The following is a 16,757-nucleotide window of genomic DNA, read 5'->3' as shown; positions in this document are numbered from 1 at the left end:
GGGGGCTTCAAGGCTTCGGCCTTGCAGCGGTTAGGCTATGTGGCCTAGGCTTACGGGTAGCCTTGGGGCGTAGCCTATCAGCTTTCTGACAGGCTCCTCTAGCTTCAAGGCCTCGGCCTCGACGACGTCGACTGCCTCGCTGGTGCTGGCCGCCTTCACGTTCCTCAGACTCCTCTGCCTCCTCTCCCTGTAGTCGTAGATCCTCATGCTCACCGTTTTCTGGAGCGCCTCGCTCTCGCCTATGAACACGGTCACGGGCGGCTTGACGGTCGACTCTATCCTCCTGATCTCCCCGGAGAGGCTCGTCTTAGTAGTCTCCAGTAGGGCGGCGCGCAGGCCCCTAGCCCTTAGCCCCTCAACTATGCCCCTCACCCTCTCCTCTATCGCGGGATCCGCTCCTCCACCCGTCTTTATGGCGACGACGAGGACTTGGATGGGGGCTAGGACGAACGGCAGCCTGCCCCTGACGTGCTCGAGGTATATTCCTAGGAACCTCTCTATCGAGCCCATGAGGGCCCTGTGGATTATGTAGACCTCCGAGACTCCGTAGATGTCCCTGACCAGCTTGTAGAGCTTGAACCTCCTTGGCAGGTTGAAGTCGAACTGTATCGTGCCCGCCTGCCACTCCTTCGTGGTCCCGGCCTCTTCAACCCTCATTATCACATCGATCTTCGGGCCGTAGAACGCTGCCTCGCCCGGCTCCACTGTGTACTCTAGGCCCAGGCTCCTCCTTATCCTCCGCGCCGCCTCCTCGAGGATCCCCTCTGCGGCCTCCCACTCCTCCCTCGTCCCCATGAACTCGGTGCCTATGAGGCTCTTGTCGGAGAAGCTCAGCCTGAGCGCCACCGTTTCCCTGTTGACTGGGAGGCCGAAGAGCTGCTCGTAGAGCATCTTCATCTCCTCGACGACGCTGAAGACGGACTCCACCGCGGCGTCCCCGGGGGCTATTATGTGGGCGTCGTCCTGGGTGAAGCCCCTCACCCTCAGGAGGCCGTAGAGGCTCCCGCTCGGCTCGTACCTGTGGACCCTGCCGACCTCGAAGATCTTGAAGGGGAGGGGGACCTTGCTCCTGTACCTGGCGAGCTCGTGCATGAATATGAGTATGTGGTAGGGGCAGTTCATTGGCTTTATAGCGTACTGGTGCCCCTCTATGTCGAAGAGGAACATGTTCTTCCTGTAGAAGCTGAGGTGGCCCGAGGCCTCGAAGAGGGTGCTACTAGCTATTATCGGAGTCTCCACCACGAAGTAGCCCCTCAGCGCGTGGAACTTGACCAGGATCTCCGAGATGATGCTCCTGTAAACCCCTCCCCCCAGGCTGAACAGCGGGATCCCGGCGCCCGTGAACGCGCCGAACTCCCGGCCGAACTCCGGCACGCTAGAGTCAGGCTTAACCACGAGGTCTAGGTCGTAAGCGTAGTCCATGTGCGTCTTCTCCATCCTCCCCCGCCTCCGCCTAGGCCACGCTAATCGAAACCCTTAAATATTTCAGCAATATAAATGGCGAGCGACCCCACCAATCTAATCCCCCAACCTGATGGGTATCAGTGGTGCCAGGCCGCGGCGAGGCTAATGAGGCTAAAGACCCTCGTGAGCCCCTGCGTGGGCTGAACCCCGCCCCTTACGGCTTAAAAGTGGGCGGCACAAAGCTTCCGGTTTATTTAAGAGGACCACCCAGCATCTACCCCCTGCCTGGCCCGCAATGATGAGTGGTGACGGCTGCCGCCCCGCCCCCTTGGCGGGGGATGGGCGTATGTCACCCTCGCTGAGCACCCCTTAAACCTCGAGCCGTCCACTCTTCACTTCGACAGCAGGTTGAGCCTTTGGAGGGTGACTGCCTCAAGCTCGTCCTCCACGCAGGGCGGCCCGGGCCTCCAGCTAACCCTTCCCCGGACCCCTAGCCTGCGGAGGGCCTCCTCCACCCCCTCCCTGCTGTGGGAGGCTAGGGCTACGCCCTCATAGGGCTCAGCGGCCTTGACGGCGTCGCGTATCTGCCTCACGCCGGTCATGTAGAGCAGGAAGTGCATGTTGTCGTCTCTAGCCCTGACTACCCCGATCTCCTTGTCCTCCTGGACGTAGACGTACGCCAAGGCAGCCCTGCAAGGATGCAGCTTTCCCCTGTCCAGGAAGCCGGCTAGCACCTCTGGAGGGATCCTCTGGGCCAGCCGCTCAACCTCCCAGCGCTCCAGCCTCCTCGAGGCTAGGAGGGTGGCCACGTAGACGGTGACACCGGAGACGTCGTAGGCTAGAGCGCTTGATAGCCGGAAGCTGAGCCCCTCGAGCTCAGCTCCCTCATGACCTCGTTCTTCTCCCAAGGGAACACCACCCACTTATCGGTCGACCTCGAGTAGTAGTCTGGCACCAGCTTCGTCCAGGGCTTGATGTAGAGGGTCGCAGTCTTAATGCGTCTAGCGCCGTGGAGGGATACAACGTTGACAGCCAGCTGCAGGGTGAGCCCTGAATCGCTGACGTCGTCAACCACTAAAACGTCCTTGTTGAGCACGTCCTCTATCAGGGGGCGCTTCAAGTAAGGCTTGCTCCCCCTCACCCCGACTCCCTTATAGAGCTTGACCTCCATGATTCCTATCTCCATCACCCCCAAAGCGTCGGCAATGAGTCTGGCAGGGACCACGCCCCCCCTCATCACTCCCACTATAACGTGGGGCCTGAAGCCGGACTCCTCGATCTTCCTCGCCACGTCGGAGACCGTCTCCTCGATATCATCCCAGCTTACGTGGAGAAGCTCCGGGGCACCCTCACCCCCATGGTTAACGGGGAGTATCACCACCTTCTCCGCCGGCCCCGGCTCCTTGAGCCGGTAGTCCACCCCATCCACGAAGACGAGGTAGCCCGCCTCGGGCTCGCCCTTCTCGGAGATCACGCTCCTCAGCCCTGGGTACATCTCCCTGAGCTTCCGCAGCGCCTCCCTCCAGTCCTCCGCCTCGACTTCAACGTACTTCCTACCGCCAGCCTCCTGCCTTAGCCCCGCCAAAAGCTCTATTCTTATAACCCTCTTCTGCCTGGCGACTCCCTCCAAGCCTCTCCCCATGTTAAAGGGCCCCAGGTGTTGAACTTAATCAATCTAAGCACCCACCCCCGGCCCCGGCCAAGGACAGGCACGCGCCGGGCATGACAGACCCGCTCGGGGGCTGGTTAAACGGCTGGCCGGGGGCCTCACGGGCCTCGAAATTACGATGCGCGCGGGGCCATTACTCCTTCTTCTCCATCTCCTCCCGGCGCATCCTTATCTTAACCAGGTGCGTTATGTAGCCGGCTATTTGGTTCCTGAGCTTCTTAGAGTTGTACTCTATGAGCTGGCTGACTACCTTCTTGTTGTGCTCGAAGTCCCTGGTGAAGAGGTCTGGGTACATTGCCAGAAGCTTGCGGGCGGTCCGCTTGACCAGCGCGGTCCTCACCTTACCCAAGCTCTCACCGCGCCCTGGACGAGCCTGCTAGGCTCTAAATAACTATCCCGGCGAAACATTTATATAGAAGTGGTCCCACTTAGGAGACGCGGAGTGCCAAGTGGCAGGGGTGACATGGGATGGCGCTGCAGGTTGCTGAGCCCACCGGGATACCTGTGATAATACTGAAGGAGGGCACTCAGAGGACCTACGGGAGGGAGGCTGTTAGGAACAACATAATGGCTGTCAGGGCGATCTCCGAGATCCTCAAAACAACCTACGGCCCTAAGGGCATGGATAAGATGCTCGTTGACAGCCTGGGCGACATTACTATAACGAATGACGGCGCCACTATACTGGACAAGATGGAGATCCAGCACCCTGCCGCCAAGATGCTGGTGCAGATAGCTAAGGGTCAGGACGAGGAGGCGGGTGATGGCACCAAGACTGCTGTGATATTCGCGGGCGAGCTCCTCAAGGAGGCTGAGAAGCTTCTCGACAAGAACATCCACCCAACCATTATAATCGAGGGCTTCAAGAAGGCCCTGGCCAAGGCTATTGAGACCCTGAACGAGATCTCGGAGCCCGTAACCATTAACGATGACGAGAAGCTGATGAAGGTCGCCCTAACCAGCCTCAACAGCAAGGCTGTCAAGGATGCGAAGGAGCACATCGCCAGGATAGCCGTGGAGGCTGTGAGGGCTATTGCGGAGCAGAGGGACAGCCGCTGGTACGTCGACCTCAACAATGTCCAGATAATCAAGAAGCACGGCGGCAGTCTCTTCGACACTAAGCTAATCAAGGGCATAGTCCTAGACAAGGAGGTCGTCCACCCCGACATGCCTAGGAGGGTTGAGAACGCTAGGATCGCCGTGCTGGACGCCCCGCTCGAGATAGAGAAGCCCGAGATAGACCTCGAGGTGAGCATTAACAGCCCGGAGCTTATACAGAGGCTCATGGAGAAGCAGGAGAAGATACTTGCCGAGAAGGTCGAGAAGATTGCTGCGACTGGGGCTAACGTTGTGATCACACAGAAGGGTATCGACGAGGTTGCCCAGCACTACCTTGCCAAGAAGGGGATCCTGGCGGTTAGGAGGGTGAAGAGGAGCGACATCGAGAAGATAGCCAGGGCCACCGGGGCTAGGATCGTGACTAACATTGACGACCTGAAGCCCGAGGACCTAGGCTACGCCGAGCTAGTCGAGGAGAGGAGGGTCGGAGAGGACAAGATGGTCTTCATCGAGGGCGCCAAGAACCCCAGGAGCGTCACGATACTCATACGCGGAGGCTTCGAGAGGCTAGTCGACGAGGCTGAGAGGGCTATTAGGGACGCCCTCAGCGCCGTGGCCGACGCTGTTATGGATGGCAAGCTCACGGCGGGCGGCGGCGCCAGCGAGTTGGAGGCCGCGAGGGGCGTGCTGGACCTGGCCAAGACGCTCAGCGGCAGGGAGAGGCTGGCCGTCGAGGCCTTCGCGAGAGCCGTGGAGGCCATACCGCAGACCCTCGCCTACAACGCCGGCCACGACCCGATAGATGCGTTGATGAAGCTGAGGAGGGAGCACGAGCAGGGCAACAAGTGGGCCGGCATCGACATCGAGACCGGGGAGCCCGTAAACACCTGGGAGCTGGGCATCATCGAGCCGGTGAGGGTTAAGGCTAACGCCCTCAAGGCCGGCACCGAGGTGGCCACGCTAATACTGAGGATAGACGACGTCATCGCTGCTAAGAGGACTGAGGAAGAGGAGAAGGGCAAGAAGGGCGGCAAGGAGGAGGAAGAGTAGCCCCCTCCAGCCCCCTTTAATGGTTGATGGTTAACGCCGCCCGCCTCTTTCCCCTCCCGGCTAAGCCTTTTTCTTTTACGGCTGCCTACCCCTTCTAGCCGTTGCGGCTTGTGGGGTTCTGCATGAAGCGGTATGCCGTGATAGTTACCGGGGTACCGGGTACCGGCAAGTCCTCGGTTTCCCGCTGCCTCGCTGAGGAGCTGGGGTGCGTCCACCTCGACGTCTCCACGCTGATCTACAGGGCTGGGCTTGTCGAGCGGGATCCCAGCCTCCGGGACACCCACATCGCTAGCGAGGCTGGAGTGGAGTACGTGGCCTCGAGGGCGCTGGGCGTGATCAACCGGGGGGGCTGTGTCGTGCTCGACACCCACTACCCCGGGGAGTTCGTCTCGAGGCTTGAGGAGCACTACGCCTTGATAGTTGTGCTCAGGACCGAGCCCCTCACGCTCATGAGGAGGCTAGAGTCCCGGGGTTGGAGGAGAGACAAGGTGGTTGAGAACGTTCTAGCCGAGATCTTCGGGGTCATATACGACCACCTGGGTGAAGGCGTCTACTCAAGCGTTGAGGTCGACACCACCAGCACCGAGCCGTGCGCGGCCGCCGGGGAGGCTCTGGAGCTGGCGAGGAAGTGGAGGGTTGGGCCCCGGATTGACTGGCTGAGCCTGGACTACGTAGTGGAGCTGGCGGGGAGGCTGTCAGCCGAGCTTGACCTTTACAAGGGCAGGCTCGGGGTTTGAGGGCGAGACGAGCACCGCCTCCCCCGGCTTGAGCTTGTCTAGGAGGCCGATAACCCTCGGGGGGAGGCCGGCTGCCTCCGCGACGACGTCCTTGTCCCTCCCGCTCCTGAGGGCGTGTATGATCTTGGTGTTGGTGTTGAGCAGCACGTTGTTCGATATGGCGGCTGGTGACTGGGTGATCACTACGAAGTGGAGCCCGTACTTCCTGGCCTCGGCCACCATGCTCTCCATTATCCCCGCCTCGGGGTGGTTGAATATGTTGTGAGCCTCGTCTATGACGTATACAGTCTTCCTCCCCCCGCCCTGGGAGTAGCGGAGCGTGTAGGCCCACGTGGTGAGGAAGAGCACGTAGGCCCTCCTCGCCTGGGTCACCCTTATCTCGTCTAGCCTCACGACCGTCAGGCCCTCCCCGAAGAAGGGGGACTCGATGCTCCCGGTGAAGGCCAGCTTGGACCTGCCGGAGGTGAGGGATCCCAGCTTCCTGAGGAGGGCCCTCTTCACCTCCCTATCCCACCGCGCCTGCTCCTCAGCCCCGGCTATGAGGGAGGCTAGCTCCTGGAGGGAGTGGGGCTTGAAGCGCTCCATGACGGTGGAGAGCAGGTACTCCTGGGGCGGGGTGAGCGAGAGCGCTCTGGAGATCGTTTCAACGGCGAGCTCCACGTCGCCGCTGCCGGCCAGGATGACGGGGTCCACTGGGGCCGGGTCGCTTATTGGCCTCACAACTCTCGCAGGGGCGCAGGGGAGCTTCCCCGGGTACTCGCCCGTCCAGTCGAGGACTACGACGTCGAACCCCGCCTGGGAGAGGCTGCAGGCCAGCAGCGCCGCCGTGGTCGACTTGCCTGAGCCCGTGGACCCGAATATGGCGACGTGGCCCTCAATATCGACGTCACGAAGCACCGCCTCGCCCCCGGGAGGGTCGACGCGCTCGCCGAGCCTGGCGACTACCCTGCCTCCTCCGGACTCCCGGGCCTCCCAGTGGAGCGGTATCCTGGCCAGGACCGCCCCGCCGCTCCCCCCGGTCGATGGGGGCATCTTGTCGGGTAGGCTAGCCACGCCGGTGAAGGGTTTAGCGTCCACCCTGCGAAGCCTGACGCCGCCGACCGCGGAGGCCAGGCTCTTCACTATCTCGGCCTCGACGAGCGCAGAGTTCCAGGCCTTCCCCTTCACGACGAGGTACGACGCCACCCCCCTGTCCATGGAGGTTACTAGAACGTAGCTCGCGACCCCCGACTTCGCCCTCTCCTTGAGCGCCTCCACGAACCTGCCCGCTGCGTCGCCGTCACCTAGGGCTTCAACCTCGTACACCACGAACTCCCCGGCCTCCCCGGAGATCCCCGCGGGGCCCCCGACCGGCTCCACGGCGTAGCTCTGCTCGAGGCCCTCACCGCTGCCCCAGCGGCGCCGGACGTGCCAGGCAACCACCGCCGCCAGCGCCGCCCCAGCCGCCAGCGCGGCGGGGGCGAGGAGGCGCCCCAGCCAGCCGGGGATCCTGGAGCCCTCAGCGTAGACGATGAGGCCTATAGCAGCCAGGGAGGGGAGTAGCCTCAGCGGCCTCGGCACTGAGTCGAGGAACCCCAAGCCGGCCCCCGCGCGGAAAACCTGACCCCACGAGGGGGAGGGGGGTGGCTGGAGCAGCTACCTCTTCTTCTCTATGCAAAGGTAGTACTTGACCCCGTCACGCAGCCCCAGAGGGGGCTCGGCGGCGAAGATTATGCCCCACACCGAGAACAGGGTCTTCCCCGCCTCCTCCTCGGGCATGACCAGATAGCCGTGGCCGCAGAAGTCGTACCTGTCCAGGTCCCCGGGCTTCGACTCCGTGAAAACCAGTCTTAACTCGTCCCCCACGGAGAAGGAGACCAGCCCCTCGATCGCGTCGAACCTCACCGTGAACCCGTCACCCCTAACGGTCACGATGCTCTGGCCCTTAAGGCGGCCCGGCTCCACTGACTCCACTCTACCCTCCAGCTCCACCGCCACCTGCGCCTGCACCCCGCGTTGAAGGCCGCAGGGCTTGATGTATGATAAATTTTCCCCGGACCCCGGGGCGAGCCGGATAAGCGGGAGGTGTAGCAGGGAGTGTCCGCTCTAGGCGAGGCGGCGAGGAGGCTTACTATTAAGCTTAACAGCCTCCTAGGCAAGGAGGTCACGGTCGTGCTGAGGGACGGCAAGCGCTACACGGGCAAGGTCTCCGGGCTCGACGCGGGGAGCCTAACGCTCGCCCTGGAGCCTGCCCGGGACGGGGAGGGTAACAGCTGGCCCCTCGCCATAATCTCGGGCGGCTCCATCTCCGAGATACTGGTCACCGAGACCAGCAAGTTCAACGCCGAGGAGTTCGCGGAGTTCCTAATCAAGTACGGCGGCTTCGCGCCGCACTCGGTCAAAGTCTACCCCGAGTCCAACGTCGTAGAGGTAAGCAGGTCGGTGAGAGTCACCAAGGACGGCGTCGAGGGCGCTGGGCCGCTGGCCCAGAGGGTTTACACCCTCTACAAGGAGTACCTGAGGAGGAGCGCCAGCGCCTAGGGCTCGGGTAGCGCCAGCCCATAGCCCGGGTAGGCCGGTGGCTCCGCGTTGTTCGAGATCAAGGACGTCGACCTAGCCGGGAGGATTGGGAGGCTCCACACAAGGCACGGGGTCATCGAGACCCCCGCGTTTTTCCCCGTCATCGACCCCGTCCGGCAGGAGCTGCCCGTGGCCGAGGTGAGGAGCGCCGGGCTGAGCCAGGTGCTCACGAACGCCTACCTGCTCTACAAGAGGACAGGCGGGGCTCCGGTTAAGGTTCACGACTTCCTCGGCTGGGACGGCGTGGTTATGACTGACTCGGGGGCTTACCAGATACTCGAGTACGGAGACATCAACGTGACGCAGGACGAGATACTGGAGTACCAGAAGGCGATTGAGACCGACATCGGCGTCATACTAGACGTGCCCACAGGCAACGTTCCCAGGGAGAGGGCGGCCGAGACCGTTGAGGAGACGCTGAGGAGGGCCAGGGCGGCGCTCAACACCATAGACCCCGAGAGCGATGAGACCGTGTGGATCCTGCCCATCCAGGGCGGCAAGTACCTCGACCTCGTGGAGAGGAGCGCCAGGGAGGCGGTGAAGCTCCCCTACAGGATGTACGGGATAGGGAGCCCCACCGTCTTCCTCGAGGAGTACAGGTACGACGTTATAGTTGAGATAATCTACACCGCCAAGAGGATCCTGCCCGGAGGCAGGCCCGTCCACCTCTTCGGCGCGGGACACCCGCTCATAATACCCTTCGCGGTCGCGCTGGGCGTCGACACGTTCGACAGCGCCTCCTACATAATCTACGCTAGGGACGGCCGGTACATGACCGAATACGGCGTCTACAGGCTGGAGCAGCTCGACTACTTCCCCTGCAACTGCCCAGTCTGCAGCAGGTACACGCCCCGCGAGCTGGCCGAGATGCCGAAGCGGGAGAGGACGAGGCTCCTGGCACTGCACAACCTCCACGTGATCCAGAAGACGGTGAGGAGAGTAAAGCAGGCGATAAGGGAGGGCAGGCTCTGGGAGCTCCTCGAGGAGACTGCTAGGCGGCACCCGGCGGCGAGGGCCGCGCTCGCGAAGTTCAGGAAGTACTACAGGTACCTCGAGGCCGGCACGCCCACCGCCAAGGGGGAGGTGAGGGGGGTCAGGGCCTACGGGGGCGAGAGCCTCTGGAACCCCCGCCTGCTCCGCTTCCAGGAGCGCGTGCTCGCCCGGTACCAGCCGGCGCTGGACGGCGCCAGGAGAGCGGTCCTAGAGCCCCTAGCCAAGGACTCGCCCTGCACGCCCCCCGGTGAGGGGGAGTACAGGGCCTACTACGACTACTTCATTGGAGTGGTGCCCTGGGAGCTGTGCGGCGTGTACCCGAGCATCCACGTGGACCACGGGGGCCCGACGCTCGAGGCGGCGAGGCACCTCGAGAACGCCCTGATAGCCTTCATCCACAAGCTGCTCAAGCTAGGCGTTGAGGAGGTCGTCGTGAAGGGCCCTGCCGCGGCTCTCCTGGCGAGGCGGAGGCCCCCCAAGACCAGGCTGGAGTACTAGAGCCGGCGGGTGCTCTACATGTATATCCCCTTCTCGCCCCTCGACCTCTCAACCTCGCCGGCTTCGACGAGCTGCTTAACCCTCTCAATCATCTCCCTCTGCTGGTCTATGAGCCTCTCGAGGCTTCCCAGGTCGATCTCGACCCCGAGGAGCTTCGAGACCACCTGGAGCGCCGTCTTCGCCGCGGCGTAGTCCGCCTCCTCCACGTAGGAGTAGGGCAGTATCATCAGCGCCGGGATCCCCCGCATCTCGAGGCTGGCGAAGAGCAGGGCCAAGGGCCCGACGACGCCCAGCCCCTTATGTATCATGGGCGCCTCCAGGTCTGGGCCCGTGTAGTAGCTGTTCTTGAGCCACCTGTACCCGTACTCCTCGCCCTCCGGCATGTAGCTCTTGCTGAGGCCGCCAATTAGTATGGCGAGGCGCACCCTGGCCTCCGCGGCTAGGTCTGCTATCAGCTCCACAAGGTCACCCTGGCCCTCCGCGGGCGGCAGCGCCCTGTTAACGATGACCGTAACCCCCTTCTCGGAGTAGTACACGTCGTGGGGGAAGCCTATGCCGTCGTCCTCCACTAGTAGGACCGGCTCCATGAAGGGCGAGTAGATGAAGCCCACCTTGCTAGCCCTGAGGCCCATGGCCAGGTACTTGGAGGCCATGTAGCCTACCATGCCGAAGCCGCGGAAGCCCGTGACTAGAACCGAGCCCTCAAGCCGCTTCAGGGCGACCCACAGCTTAAGGCTCCACTCCACCCCGCCCCACCACTCTCCTAACCCTGACCACCTCGCCCCTCTCCAGCCCGGCGAGCATGCTGGGGGGCACCCTGAGCCTGCCCACGCCCAGGAGCCTGTCCTCGGAGTCCACTATTATCACTTCATCCCCAGGCCTCAGGAAGCCGTCGATCCAGTCAACGTTAACCGCCAGGACGCCGCCTGAGACGTACTCCGGCTCCCTAACCGCCACCCTGAACCTGGGGGGAGGCTCCACGCCGAGAACCACCGAGGCGGCTTTGAGTGAGAGCGAGAAGAGCCCGTCCCCCGCCCTCCTCGTGAGGATCCTCTCACCCTGCAGCCTGACGAACCTCACCCGGCCCGTCGATGAGTACTCGACGGAGACCTCCTCCTCGGGCGTTGTCAGCGCTTCAGCCACTCTAGGGGTGAACTGGTAGGAGAGCAGGCCCCTGATCACGCGTAGCACGGAGCGGGTGGCAGGCTTGACGGGCAAGCCATCCTCGACCTCGAGTGGCCGGGGGGAGGGCTAGGAGGGAGGGCTATATTAGCGTTACCACCGAGGAGCCCCTAGACCTACCCAGGGCCTTCGGGTAGGTGGTAGGCCTGGACTTGGCCTTCTCCAGGGCGGCCAGGAAGTCCTGCATCGAAACCCTCCTAGCCCCCCTCCTGATGGCGTTGTACCCGGCCTCCGTCACGATGAACTTGATCTCGGCGCCGCTGAAGCCCTCGGTCATCCTCGCCAGCGCCCTCAGGTCGACGTCCTCGTCCAGCTTCATCCTCCTCGTGTGGATCCTGAGTATCTCATACCTACCCTCCTCGTCCGGGAGCGGGACCTCGATCAGCCTGTCGAAGCGGCCGGGCCTCAGCAGCGCGGGGTCCAGGAGGTCGAGCCTGTTGGTGGCTGCCATCACTTTAACGTTGTCCAGCGGGTCGAAGCCGTCGATCTCCGCTAGTAGCTGGACGAGCGTTCTCTGCACCTCCCTATCCCCGCTCGTCCCCATCTCCACCCTCCTAGCGCCGATGGCGTCTATCTCGTCTATGAACACTATCGCCGGCGCCTTCTGGCGGGCGAGCCTGAAGACCTCCCGCACGAGCCTGGCGCCCTCGCCTATGAACTTGTTCACGAACTCGCTGGCCACGACCCTTATGAACGTGGCGTTCGACTCCCTAGCCACCGCCTTCGCCAGCAGAGTCTTGCCGGTGCCGGGCGGGCCGTAGAGGAGCACCCCCTTGGGGGGCTCGACCCCTATCTCCCTGAACAACTCCGGGTGCTTGAGGGGGAGGACTACGGCCTCGTAGACCTCCCTGATCTGCTCCTTGAGGCCCCCTATATCGTTGAATGTGACGTTAGGCTTCTCGACGACCTCCATAGCCTTGACTAGGGGGTCGTAGTGGCCGGGGAGCACCTCGACTATAGCCGACCCCCTACTGTTCAGCGCCACAGTAACGCCCGGGCGCAGCTGCGAGGGGTCCACGGAGTTCGAGATCTTCACTATGAGGTTCGGCCCCGTGGTGCTCTTCACCACGGCCCGGCCGTCGTCGAGGACCTCGAGCACCGTGGCCTCTATGAGCGGGGGCGACAGGAGGTTCGCAACCTCCTTCTTGTAATAGTCCAGGTCCCGCTCCAGGTTCACCTTGACCTGCGTCAGGTAGCGCACCCTCTCCCTCAGCAGCCTAACCTCCTCCCTCAGCCTCTCAACGCTGTCGGCGTGCTCCGCTACCTCTCCAGCGCTGCGTCTAGCGCTGCTTATCGACATTGCCTTACCCACCGCCTTCAATTAGCCCCACGTTAGGCATAATAAGGAGGTAGGGGTTATAGGCTCCTATTCCCTACTCTTAACTCAAGGCGTAGGGGTTAGAATGGTATGACCCGCCGCTCGGGCCAGCAGCTGTACTGCGAGATGTGCGGGGCCCCGATTGCTGGGAGGCCGTACTACGCCATAGTGGATGGGGTTGAGATGGTCCTCTGCGCGAGCTGCTACCTCAAGCTCTACAGGAGCGGGAGGGCGAAGCCCGTCACGAAGCGCAGGGAGGAGTCCCTCGAGAAGTCGCTGGAGCGGGTTAGGCGTGTCGAGGCGAGGGCAAGGCGGCCTAGCATTGGCGAGTACGAGATAGTGGAGGACTACGCTGAGAGGGTGAGGGAGGCGGTGGAGAGGGCCATGGCGACGAGGGGCTGGAGCAGAGCGGTCATAGCGCAGCGGCTCAGGATCAGCGAGTCGCTTCTCAGGAAGATCGAGCAGGGGAGGGTGAAGCCTAGCATAGACCTTGCCCGCAGGATTGAGTCCCTCCTGGGCGTGAAGCTCGTCGAGAGGGTTGAGGAAGAGGAGGAGGCCTCCGCCGAGGAGTTCTACCCCACCCTCGGCGACGTAGTCGTGGTTAGGAGGGACGAGGACTAGCATGGCGGGGGCCGCCTACCTAGTAATCCCGAGGAGGGACGAGGGCGACCTCGAGGAGGCCATAGCACTCGCCGAGACCGCGGGCTACAGGATAACCAGGATATGGAAGACGAGGTACCTCAACAGGCTCGGTAGGGGGCTCATCGAGGAGATAGCTAGGCACGCCCTGGAGGAGAGGCCTGACAAGATCATCTTCTACGGCGACCTCCAGCCCTCCACGTACTTCAGGCTAGTCAAGGAGTCGAGGACCCCCGTCATCGACAGGGTCCAGCTGATCCTGGAGATATTCGCGCGCCACGCCGGGTCGAGGGAGGCGAAGCTCCAAATCGAGATGGCCAGGATCAGGCACGAGATCCCCCTGGTGAGGGAGTGGATTAGGAGGAGTAAGATGAGGGAGCTACCCGGCTTCCTCGGCCCCGGAGGCTACGCTATAGACGCCTACTACAGGCACCTGACGAGCAGGCTCGCTAGGCTGAGGAGGGAGCTTGAGGCTCTGAGGAGGATAAGGCGGGTTAGGCTGGAGAGCCGCAGGGCGGCTGGGCTGAAGCACGTCTCGATAGTGGGGTACGCGAGCGCGGGTAAGACCACGCTCTTCAACCGGCTCACGGGCCTCTCCAAGCCCGTGGGCCCGGAGTACTTCACCACCCTGCACCCGAAGCACGCCTCGATAACGCTCAAGGGCGAGAGGGTGGTCGTGTCCGACACGGTAGGCTTCATCAGGAGGGTCCCCCCGGAGGTGATCGAGGCGTTCTACAGCACCCTCGAGGAGATCGCCTACTCCGACGCGGTCGTATTCGTCGTAGACGTGAGCGAGGAGCCGTCGAGGGTGAGGGAGAAGATGCTGTCTGGCTTCGAGACCCTCGCTAGGATCGGGGCGGTCGGGATGCCCGTGATAGTGGCTGCAAACAAGATAGACGCTTCAACGCCGCTCCTAGCGGAGTCGCTGAGGGTCGCCGAGGAGGTGGCGGCTGAGCACGCGGATGGCAGCGTGGTCCCGATCTCGGCTAGGAGGGGCGTGAATATTGACCTTCTCCTCGAGGAGCTGGCTAGGGCCCTGGGTGTGACCGGTGGGGCTGGCGGAGGCCCTCTACGGGAGGGTGTACGTGCTAAGACTGGGGCACAGGCCTGGGAGGGATAAGCGGGTCACCACCCACGTGGCCCTAGTAGCCAGGGCGTTCGGGGCGAACGGGTTAATCCTGGAGGGCGTCTGCGACGAGGCTGTGGAGGGGAGCCTGCTCAAGGTCCTCGACCGCTGGGGCGGGAGGATGCACTACGAGTGCGGCGTGAGCGGGAGGAGCTACGTTAGGGAGTGGAAGCGGGCCGGCGGCGAGGTCGTGCACCTAACCATGTACGGTCTCCCCGTGGATGAGGTCATAGGCGCCATAGCCTCCTCCCCCAAGCCCAAGCTGGTCGTGGTCGGCGCGGAGAAGGTGGAGCGCTTCTACTACGAGGAGGCCGACTACAACGTGGCTGTGGGGAACCAGCCCCACTCCGAGGTGGCCGCCCTAGCCGTTTTCCTCGACAGGCTATTTAAGGGCAGGGAGCTATACCAGCACTTTGAGGGGGCGAAGCTACGGATCATACCACAGCCCCGCGGCAAGAAGGTGGTCAGGTAGTGGCGAGCGAGAAGCACGCCAAGGTAAACGGTCAGATTGTGGACCCCAAGGTAGAGGCATTCATAGAGCTCCTCAAGAGGGCGGGCGCCTCTAACAACATAGACCCCCAGGTCGTAGCGGACGTCGTGAAGGCTCTTATGAGCGACACGAGCGGGAAGGGGCTCAGCGACGAGGACCTGGAGAGGATAACCGGCCACAGGCAGGGGGTGATAAGGAGGGCTCTCCGCCTCCTCCACGACCTCCAGCTGGCGAGCTACAGGAGGGGGCGGCACCCGGAGACCAAGGCCACCAGGTACTACTGGAGCCTCGACGCTGACAGGGTGAACATAGCCCTCTACCAGATAAAGAGGAGCGTGCTGGGGAAGCTCAAGGCGAGGCTCAAGTACGAGGAGTCGAACGAGTTCTTCATCTGCCCCCGCTGCGGGATAAGGTACAGCTTCAACGAGGCGTTCGAGTACGACTTCACCTGCCCGCGCTGCGGCTCGCTCCTCGTCGAGTTCGACAACAGGAAGATAATCGAGACGCTGAGGTCTATAGTCAGGAGGCTTGAGGAGGAGATTAAGAGGGATGAGGAGGAGATATTTAGTCATTGACCTCTTCTCCGGGGGCGGCGGCTTCGGCAGGGGCTTCGAGGAGGCCGGGTTCAGGGTCGTGCTAGCGGTCGACAACTACCCCCCGGCCGCCAGGACCTACAAGGCCAACTTCCCCCACGCAGTCGTGGTTGCGGACGACGTCAAGGAGGTCACCGGGGGCCTGGTGAGGAGCCTCACCGGCCTCTCGCCGGGGGAGGTTGACGTTGTCATCGCCAGCCCGCCCTGCGAGCCCTTCACCGGGGCGAACCCGGGGAGGATGCGCGACCCCCTGGACAGGCTCTACACCGACCCGGCTGGGCAGCTCTTCCTCCACGCCATCAGGCTGATAGGAGAGCTCAGGCCCCGCGTTTTCGTGATAGAGAACGTCCCCGGCGTCCTGGAGCCTCCCATCACCTCGGCCATCAGGAGGGAGCTGGCGAGGGTCGGGTACCGGAGGGTGTACTTCAACGTCCTCAACGCGGAGGAGCACGGGACGCCCAGCAGGAGGACGAGGGTGTTCGTCTCCAACCTCAAGCTCTCGCCCCCCAAGAGGAGGGGGCCAACGGTCGAGGAGGCCCTCCAGGGCCTCCCCCCGGTGGGATCCCCCTGGCCCCCGAACCACGAGTACCCGCAGACGGTGGGGAGGAGGCACCAGGCGAGGCTCGCGAGGCTGAGGTGGGGGGAGGCGCTCATCCACTACCAGGGGGCAGGGGGCAGGAGGATCCCGAACTACATACGCCTCCACCCCCACAGGCACGCCCCGACCGTCATGGGGAGCAGCAGGTTCATCCACCCCTACGAGGACAGGCTCCTCACCGTGAGGGAGCAGGCGAGGCTCATGGGGTTCCCCGACTACCACGTCTTCCTCGGCAGCAGGGACGCGCAGTACGACCAGGTGGGGGAAGCCGTCCCCCCGCCGCTCGCCAAAGCTATAGCTGGGGAGGTGGCGAGGGCGCTGGAGGAGGGGGTTGAGGCGAGTGCCAGGCCTGAGGCTGGTCCCGGTGCTCCACAACGTTAGCAGCATCCAGAGGCTGGTGGACACCGCCAGGCTCGTCTACTCCCTGGGGCTGGGGGAGCTGGTGGTAACGAAGGCCTACGGGGCGGCGGCGCAGCACGGGCTGGCGGAGGTGGGGAGGCTGGCCTACAAGCTCGACAGGAGCTTCTTCATCCTCCCAGACCTCAAGGACGCCGTGGAACTCGTGAGGCCGGACAGGGTGCTAGTCGTCACCCTCGAGCACGCCAGGGCGAGGATCGACCCGGCGAACCCGCCGAGGCTGGAGGGCGTCGTGCTCGTAGCGTTCAACGGCGGGGACCCCGACTTCACCGCCCAGGAGGCGGCGCTGGGCGAGCCGGTGTACATCGAGGGGGTCGACCGCCGCCTCGGCGCACCGGCGGAGGCTGCGCTAACCCTCTACCCCATCCTCAGGGCCGCCCGGGGAGCCGGGGCCTCGAACCCTTAAAGGCCCCCGGGGCCCAGGG

Annotated in this window: 19 protein-coding genes; 10 read left to right on the top strand and 9 right to left on the bottom strand. The window is 63.5% G+C overall.

What is annotated here, in order from left to right:
* Window positions 1-30: 30 nt before the first annotated feature.
* The 4 genes from ACYQ3J_RS04880 to ACYQ3J_RS04865 all read right to left on the bottom strand — a co-directional run bounded on the left by ACYQ3J_RS04880 (window position 31) and on the right by ACYQ3J_RS04865 (window position 3,422).
* Window positions 31-1,437, bottom strand: coding sequence for an aminoacyl--tRNA ligase-related protein (locus tag ACYQ3J_RS04880; RefSeq protein WP_460125403.1), 1,407 nt, complete (start codon window positions 1,435-1,437; stop codon window positions 31-33).
* A 359-nt stretch (window positions 1,438-1,796) separates the two neighbouring features.
* The gene (locus tag ACYQ3J_RS04875) at window positions 1,797-2,312 is read right to left on the bottom strand and encodes a hypothetical protein (protein ID WP_460125400.1); all 516 of its coding nucleotides are present in this window, start codon (window positions 2,310-2,312) and stop codon (window positions 1,797-1,799) included.
* Window positions 2,243-3,046: a phosphoribosyltransferase family protein gene (locus tag ACYQ3J_RS04870; RefSeq protein ID WP_460125398.1), complete on the bottom strand. Its 804-nt coding sequence runs from the start codon at window positions 3,044-3,046 to the stop codon at window positions 2,243-2,245. Before ACYQ3J_RS04870 ends, ACYQ3J_RS04875 begins: the two co-directional genes overlap by 70 nt.
* Window positions 3,047-3,206: 160 nt before the next feature.
* The gene (locus tag ACYQ3J_RS04865; protein ID WP_460125395.1) at window positions 3,207-3,422 is read right to left on the bottom strand and encodes a 30S ribosomal protein S17e; all 216 of its coding nucleotides are present in this window, start codon (window positions 3,420-3,422) and stop codon (window positions 3,207-3,209) included.
* 119 nt (window positions 3,423-3,541) lie between these two features.
* Between ACYQ3J_RS04865 and thsB the strand changes: the two genes are divergently transcribed.
* Together thsB and ACYQ3J_RS04855 are read left to right on the top strand one after the other, a co-directional pair.
* Window positions 3,542-5,182 carry a thermosome subunit beta gene (thsB, locus tag ACYQ3J_RS04860; protein WP_460125392.1) on the top strand — a complete coding sequence of 547 codons (1,641 nt, stop codon included), beginning with the start codon at window positions 3,542-3,544 and terminating at the stop codon, window positions 5,180-5,182.
* A gap of 122 nt (window positions 5,183-5,304) precedes the next feature.
* Window positions 5,305-5,919, top strand: coding sequence for an AAA family ATPase (locus tag ACYQ3J_RS04855; protein ID WP_460125389.1), 615 nt, complete (start codon window positions 5,305-5,307; stop codon window positions 5,917-5,919).
* On the opposite strand, the gene ACYQ3J_RS04850 is transcribed toward ACYQ3J_RS04855, so the two are convergent.
* The gene (locus ACYQ3J_RS04850) at window positions 5,878-7,479 is read right to left on the bottom strand and encodes an ATP-binding protein (protein WP_460125386.1); all 1,602 of its coding nucleotides are present in this window, start codon (window positions 7,477-7,479) and stop codon (window positions 5,878-5,880) included. The two genes, ACYQ3J_RS04855 and ACYQ3J_RS04850, sit on opposite strands and share 42 nt — an antisense overlap.
* A 75-nt stretch (window positions 7,480-7,554) precedes the next feature.
* The gene (locus ACYQ3J_RS04845) at window positions 7,555-7,908 is read right to left on the bottom strand and encodes a DNA-directed RNA polymerase subunit G (RefSeq protein ID WP_460125383.1); all 354 of its coding nucleotides are present in this window, start codon (window positions 7,906-7,908) and stop codon (window positions 7,555-7,557) included.
* Window positions 7,909-7,995: 87 nt separating this feature from the next.
* Between ACYQ3J_RS04845 and ACYQ3J_RS04840 the strand changes: the two genes are divergently transcribed.
* Together ACYQ3J_RS04840 and tgtA are read left to right on the top strand one after the other, a co-directional pair.
* Window positions 7,996-8,439 (top strand): Lsm family RNA-binding protein, encoded by a 444-nt coding sequence (locus ACYQ3J_RS04840; protein ID WP_460125380.1) that lies wholly within the window; start codon window positions 7,996-7,998, stop codon window positions 8,437-8,439.
* A gap of 48 nt (window positions 8,440-8,487) precedes the next feature.
* Window positions 8,488-9,969, top strand: coding sequence for a tRNA guanosine(15) transglycosylase TgtA (gene tgtA / locus ACYQ3J_RS04835; RefSeq protein ID WP_460125378.1), 1,482 nt, complete (start codon window positions 8,488-8,490; stop codon window positions 9,967-9,969).
* Between the two features lie 14 nt (window positions 9,970-9,983).
* Here tgtA and ACYQ3J_RS04830 read toward each other — a convergent pair whose 3' ends face one another.
* The 3 genes from ACYQ3J_RS04830 to ACYQ3J_RS04820 are packed head-to-tail and all read right to left on the bottom strand — an operon-like array spanning window position 9,984 to window position 12,451.
* Window positions 9,984-10,715, bottom strand: a complete 732-nt coding sequence (locus tag ACYQ3J_RS04830) for a proteasome assembly chaperone family protein (protein ID WP_460125375.1) — start codon at window positions 10,713-10,715, stop codon at window positions 9,984-9,986.
* Window positions 10,699-11,187, bottom strand: a complete 489-nt coding sequence (locus tag ACYQ3J_RS04825; RefSeq protein WP_460125372.1) for a PUA domain-containing protein — start codon at window positions 11,185-11,187, stop codon at window positions 10,699-10,701. Before ACYQ3J_RS04825 ends, ACYQ3J_RS04830 begins: the two co-directional genes overlap by 17 nt.
* 46 nt (window positions 11,188-11,233) lie before the next feature.
* A complete protein-coding gene (locus ACYQ3J_RS04820; protein ID WP_460126228.1) occupies window positions 11,234-12,451 on the bottom strand; it encodes a proteasome-activating nucleotidase in 1,218 nt (405 codons plus the stop codon).
* Window positions 12,452-12,559: 108 nt separating this feature from the next.
* On the opposite strand from ACYQ3J_RS04820, the gene ACYQ3J_RS04815 reads away from it, so the two are divergent.
* From ACYQ3J_RS04815 to ACYQ3J_RS04790, 6 genes are read left to right on the top strand one after another with little or no spacing between them, the layout of a single operon-like run.
* Window positions 12,560-13,090, top strand: coding sequence for a multiprotein bridging factor aMBF1 (locus tag ACYQ3J_RS04815; RefSeq protein WP_460125369.1), 531 nt, complete (start codon window positions 12,560-12,562; stop codon window positions 13,088-13,090).
* 1 nt (window position 13,091) lies between these two features.
* Window positions 13,092-14,228: a GTPase HflX gene (gene hflX, locus ACYQ3J_RS04810; RefSeq protein WP_460125366.1), complete on the top strand. Its 1,137-nt coding sequence runs from the start codon at window positions 13,092-13,094 to the stop codon at window positions 14,226-14,228.
* Window positions 14,158-14,706: a tRNA (cytidine(56)-2'-O)-methyltransferase gene (locus ACYQ3J_RS04805; protein ID WP_460125363.1), complete on the top strand. Its 549-nt coding sequence runs from the start codon at window positions 14,158-14,160 to the stop codon at window positions 14,704-14,706. The genes hflX and ACYQ3J_RS04805 overlap by 71 nt, the downstream gene beginning before the upstream one ends.
* Window positions 14,706-15,299 carry a transcription initiation factor IIE subunit alpha gene (locus ACYQ3J_RS04800; protein ID WP_460125360.1) on the top strand — a complete coding sequence of 198 codons (594 nt, stop codon included), beginning with the start codon at window positions 14,706-14,708 and terminating at the stop codon, window positions 15,297-15,299. The genes ACYQ3J_RS04805 and ACYQ3J_RS04800 overlap by 1 nt, the downstream gene beginning before the upstream one ends.
* The gene (locus tag ACYQ3J_RS04795; protein WP_460125357.1) at window positions 15,274-16,296 is read left to right on the top strand and encodes a DNA cytosine methyltransferase; all 1,023 of its coding nucleotides are present in this window, start codon (window positions 15,274-15,276) and stop codon (window positions 16,294-16,296) included. Before ACYQ3J_RS04800 ends, ACYQ3J_RS04795 begins: the two co-directional genes overlap by 26 nt.
* Window positions 16,256-16,738, top strand: coding sequence for a RecB-family nuclease (locus ACYQ3J_RS04790; RefSeq protein WP_460125354.1), 483 nt, complete (start codon window positions 16,256-16,258; stop codon window positions 16,736-16,738). The genes ACYQ3J_RS04795 and ACYQ3J_RS04790 overlap by 41 nt, the downstream gene beginning before the upstream one ends.
* Window positions 16,739-16,757: the final 19 nt, after the last annotated feature.

This window comes from Stetteria hydrogenophila (assembly GCF_054657575.1).
This window is presented reverse-complemented; position numbering and strand designations above follow the sequence as displayed.

Bases quoted from the DNA above. Each gene is read 5' to 3' on its own strand.
- ACYQ3J_RS04880 (WP_460125403.1), bottom strand. From the start codon at position 1,437: ATGGAGAAGACGCACATGGACTACGCTTACGACCTAGACCTCGTGGTT.
- ACYQ3J_RS04870 (WP_460125398.1), bottom strand. From the start codon at position 3,046: ATGGGGAGAGGCTTGGAGGGAGTCGCCAGGCAGAAGAGGGTTATAAGA.
- thsB (WP_460125392.1), top strand. From the start codon at position 3,542: ATGGCGCTGCAGGTTGCTGAGCCCACCGGGATACCTGTGATAATACTG.
- ACYQ3J_RS04855 (WP_460125389.1), top strand. From the start codon at position 5,305: ATGAAGCGGTATGCCGTGATAGTTACCGGGGTACCGGGTACCGGCAAG.
- ACYQ3J_RS04820 (WP_460126228.1), bottom strand. From the start codon at position 12,451: ATGTCGATAAGCAGCGCTAGACGCAGCGCTGGAGAGGTAGCGGAGCAC.
- ACYQ3J_RS04815 (WP_460125369.1), top strand. From the start codon at position 12,560: ATGACCCGCCGCTCGGGCCAGCAGCTGTACTGCGAGATGTGCGGGGCC.
- hflX (WP_460125366.1), top strand. From the start codon at position 13,092: ATGGCGGGGGCCGCCTACCTAGTAATCCCGAGGAGGGACGAGGGCGAC.
- ACYQ3J_RS04795 (WP_460125357.1), top strand. From the start codon at position 15,274: ATGAGGAGGAGATATTTAGTCATTGACCTCTTCTCCGGGGGCGGCGGC.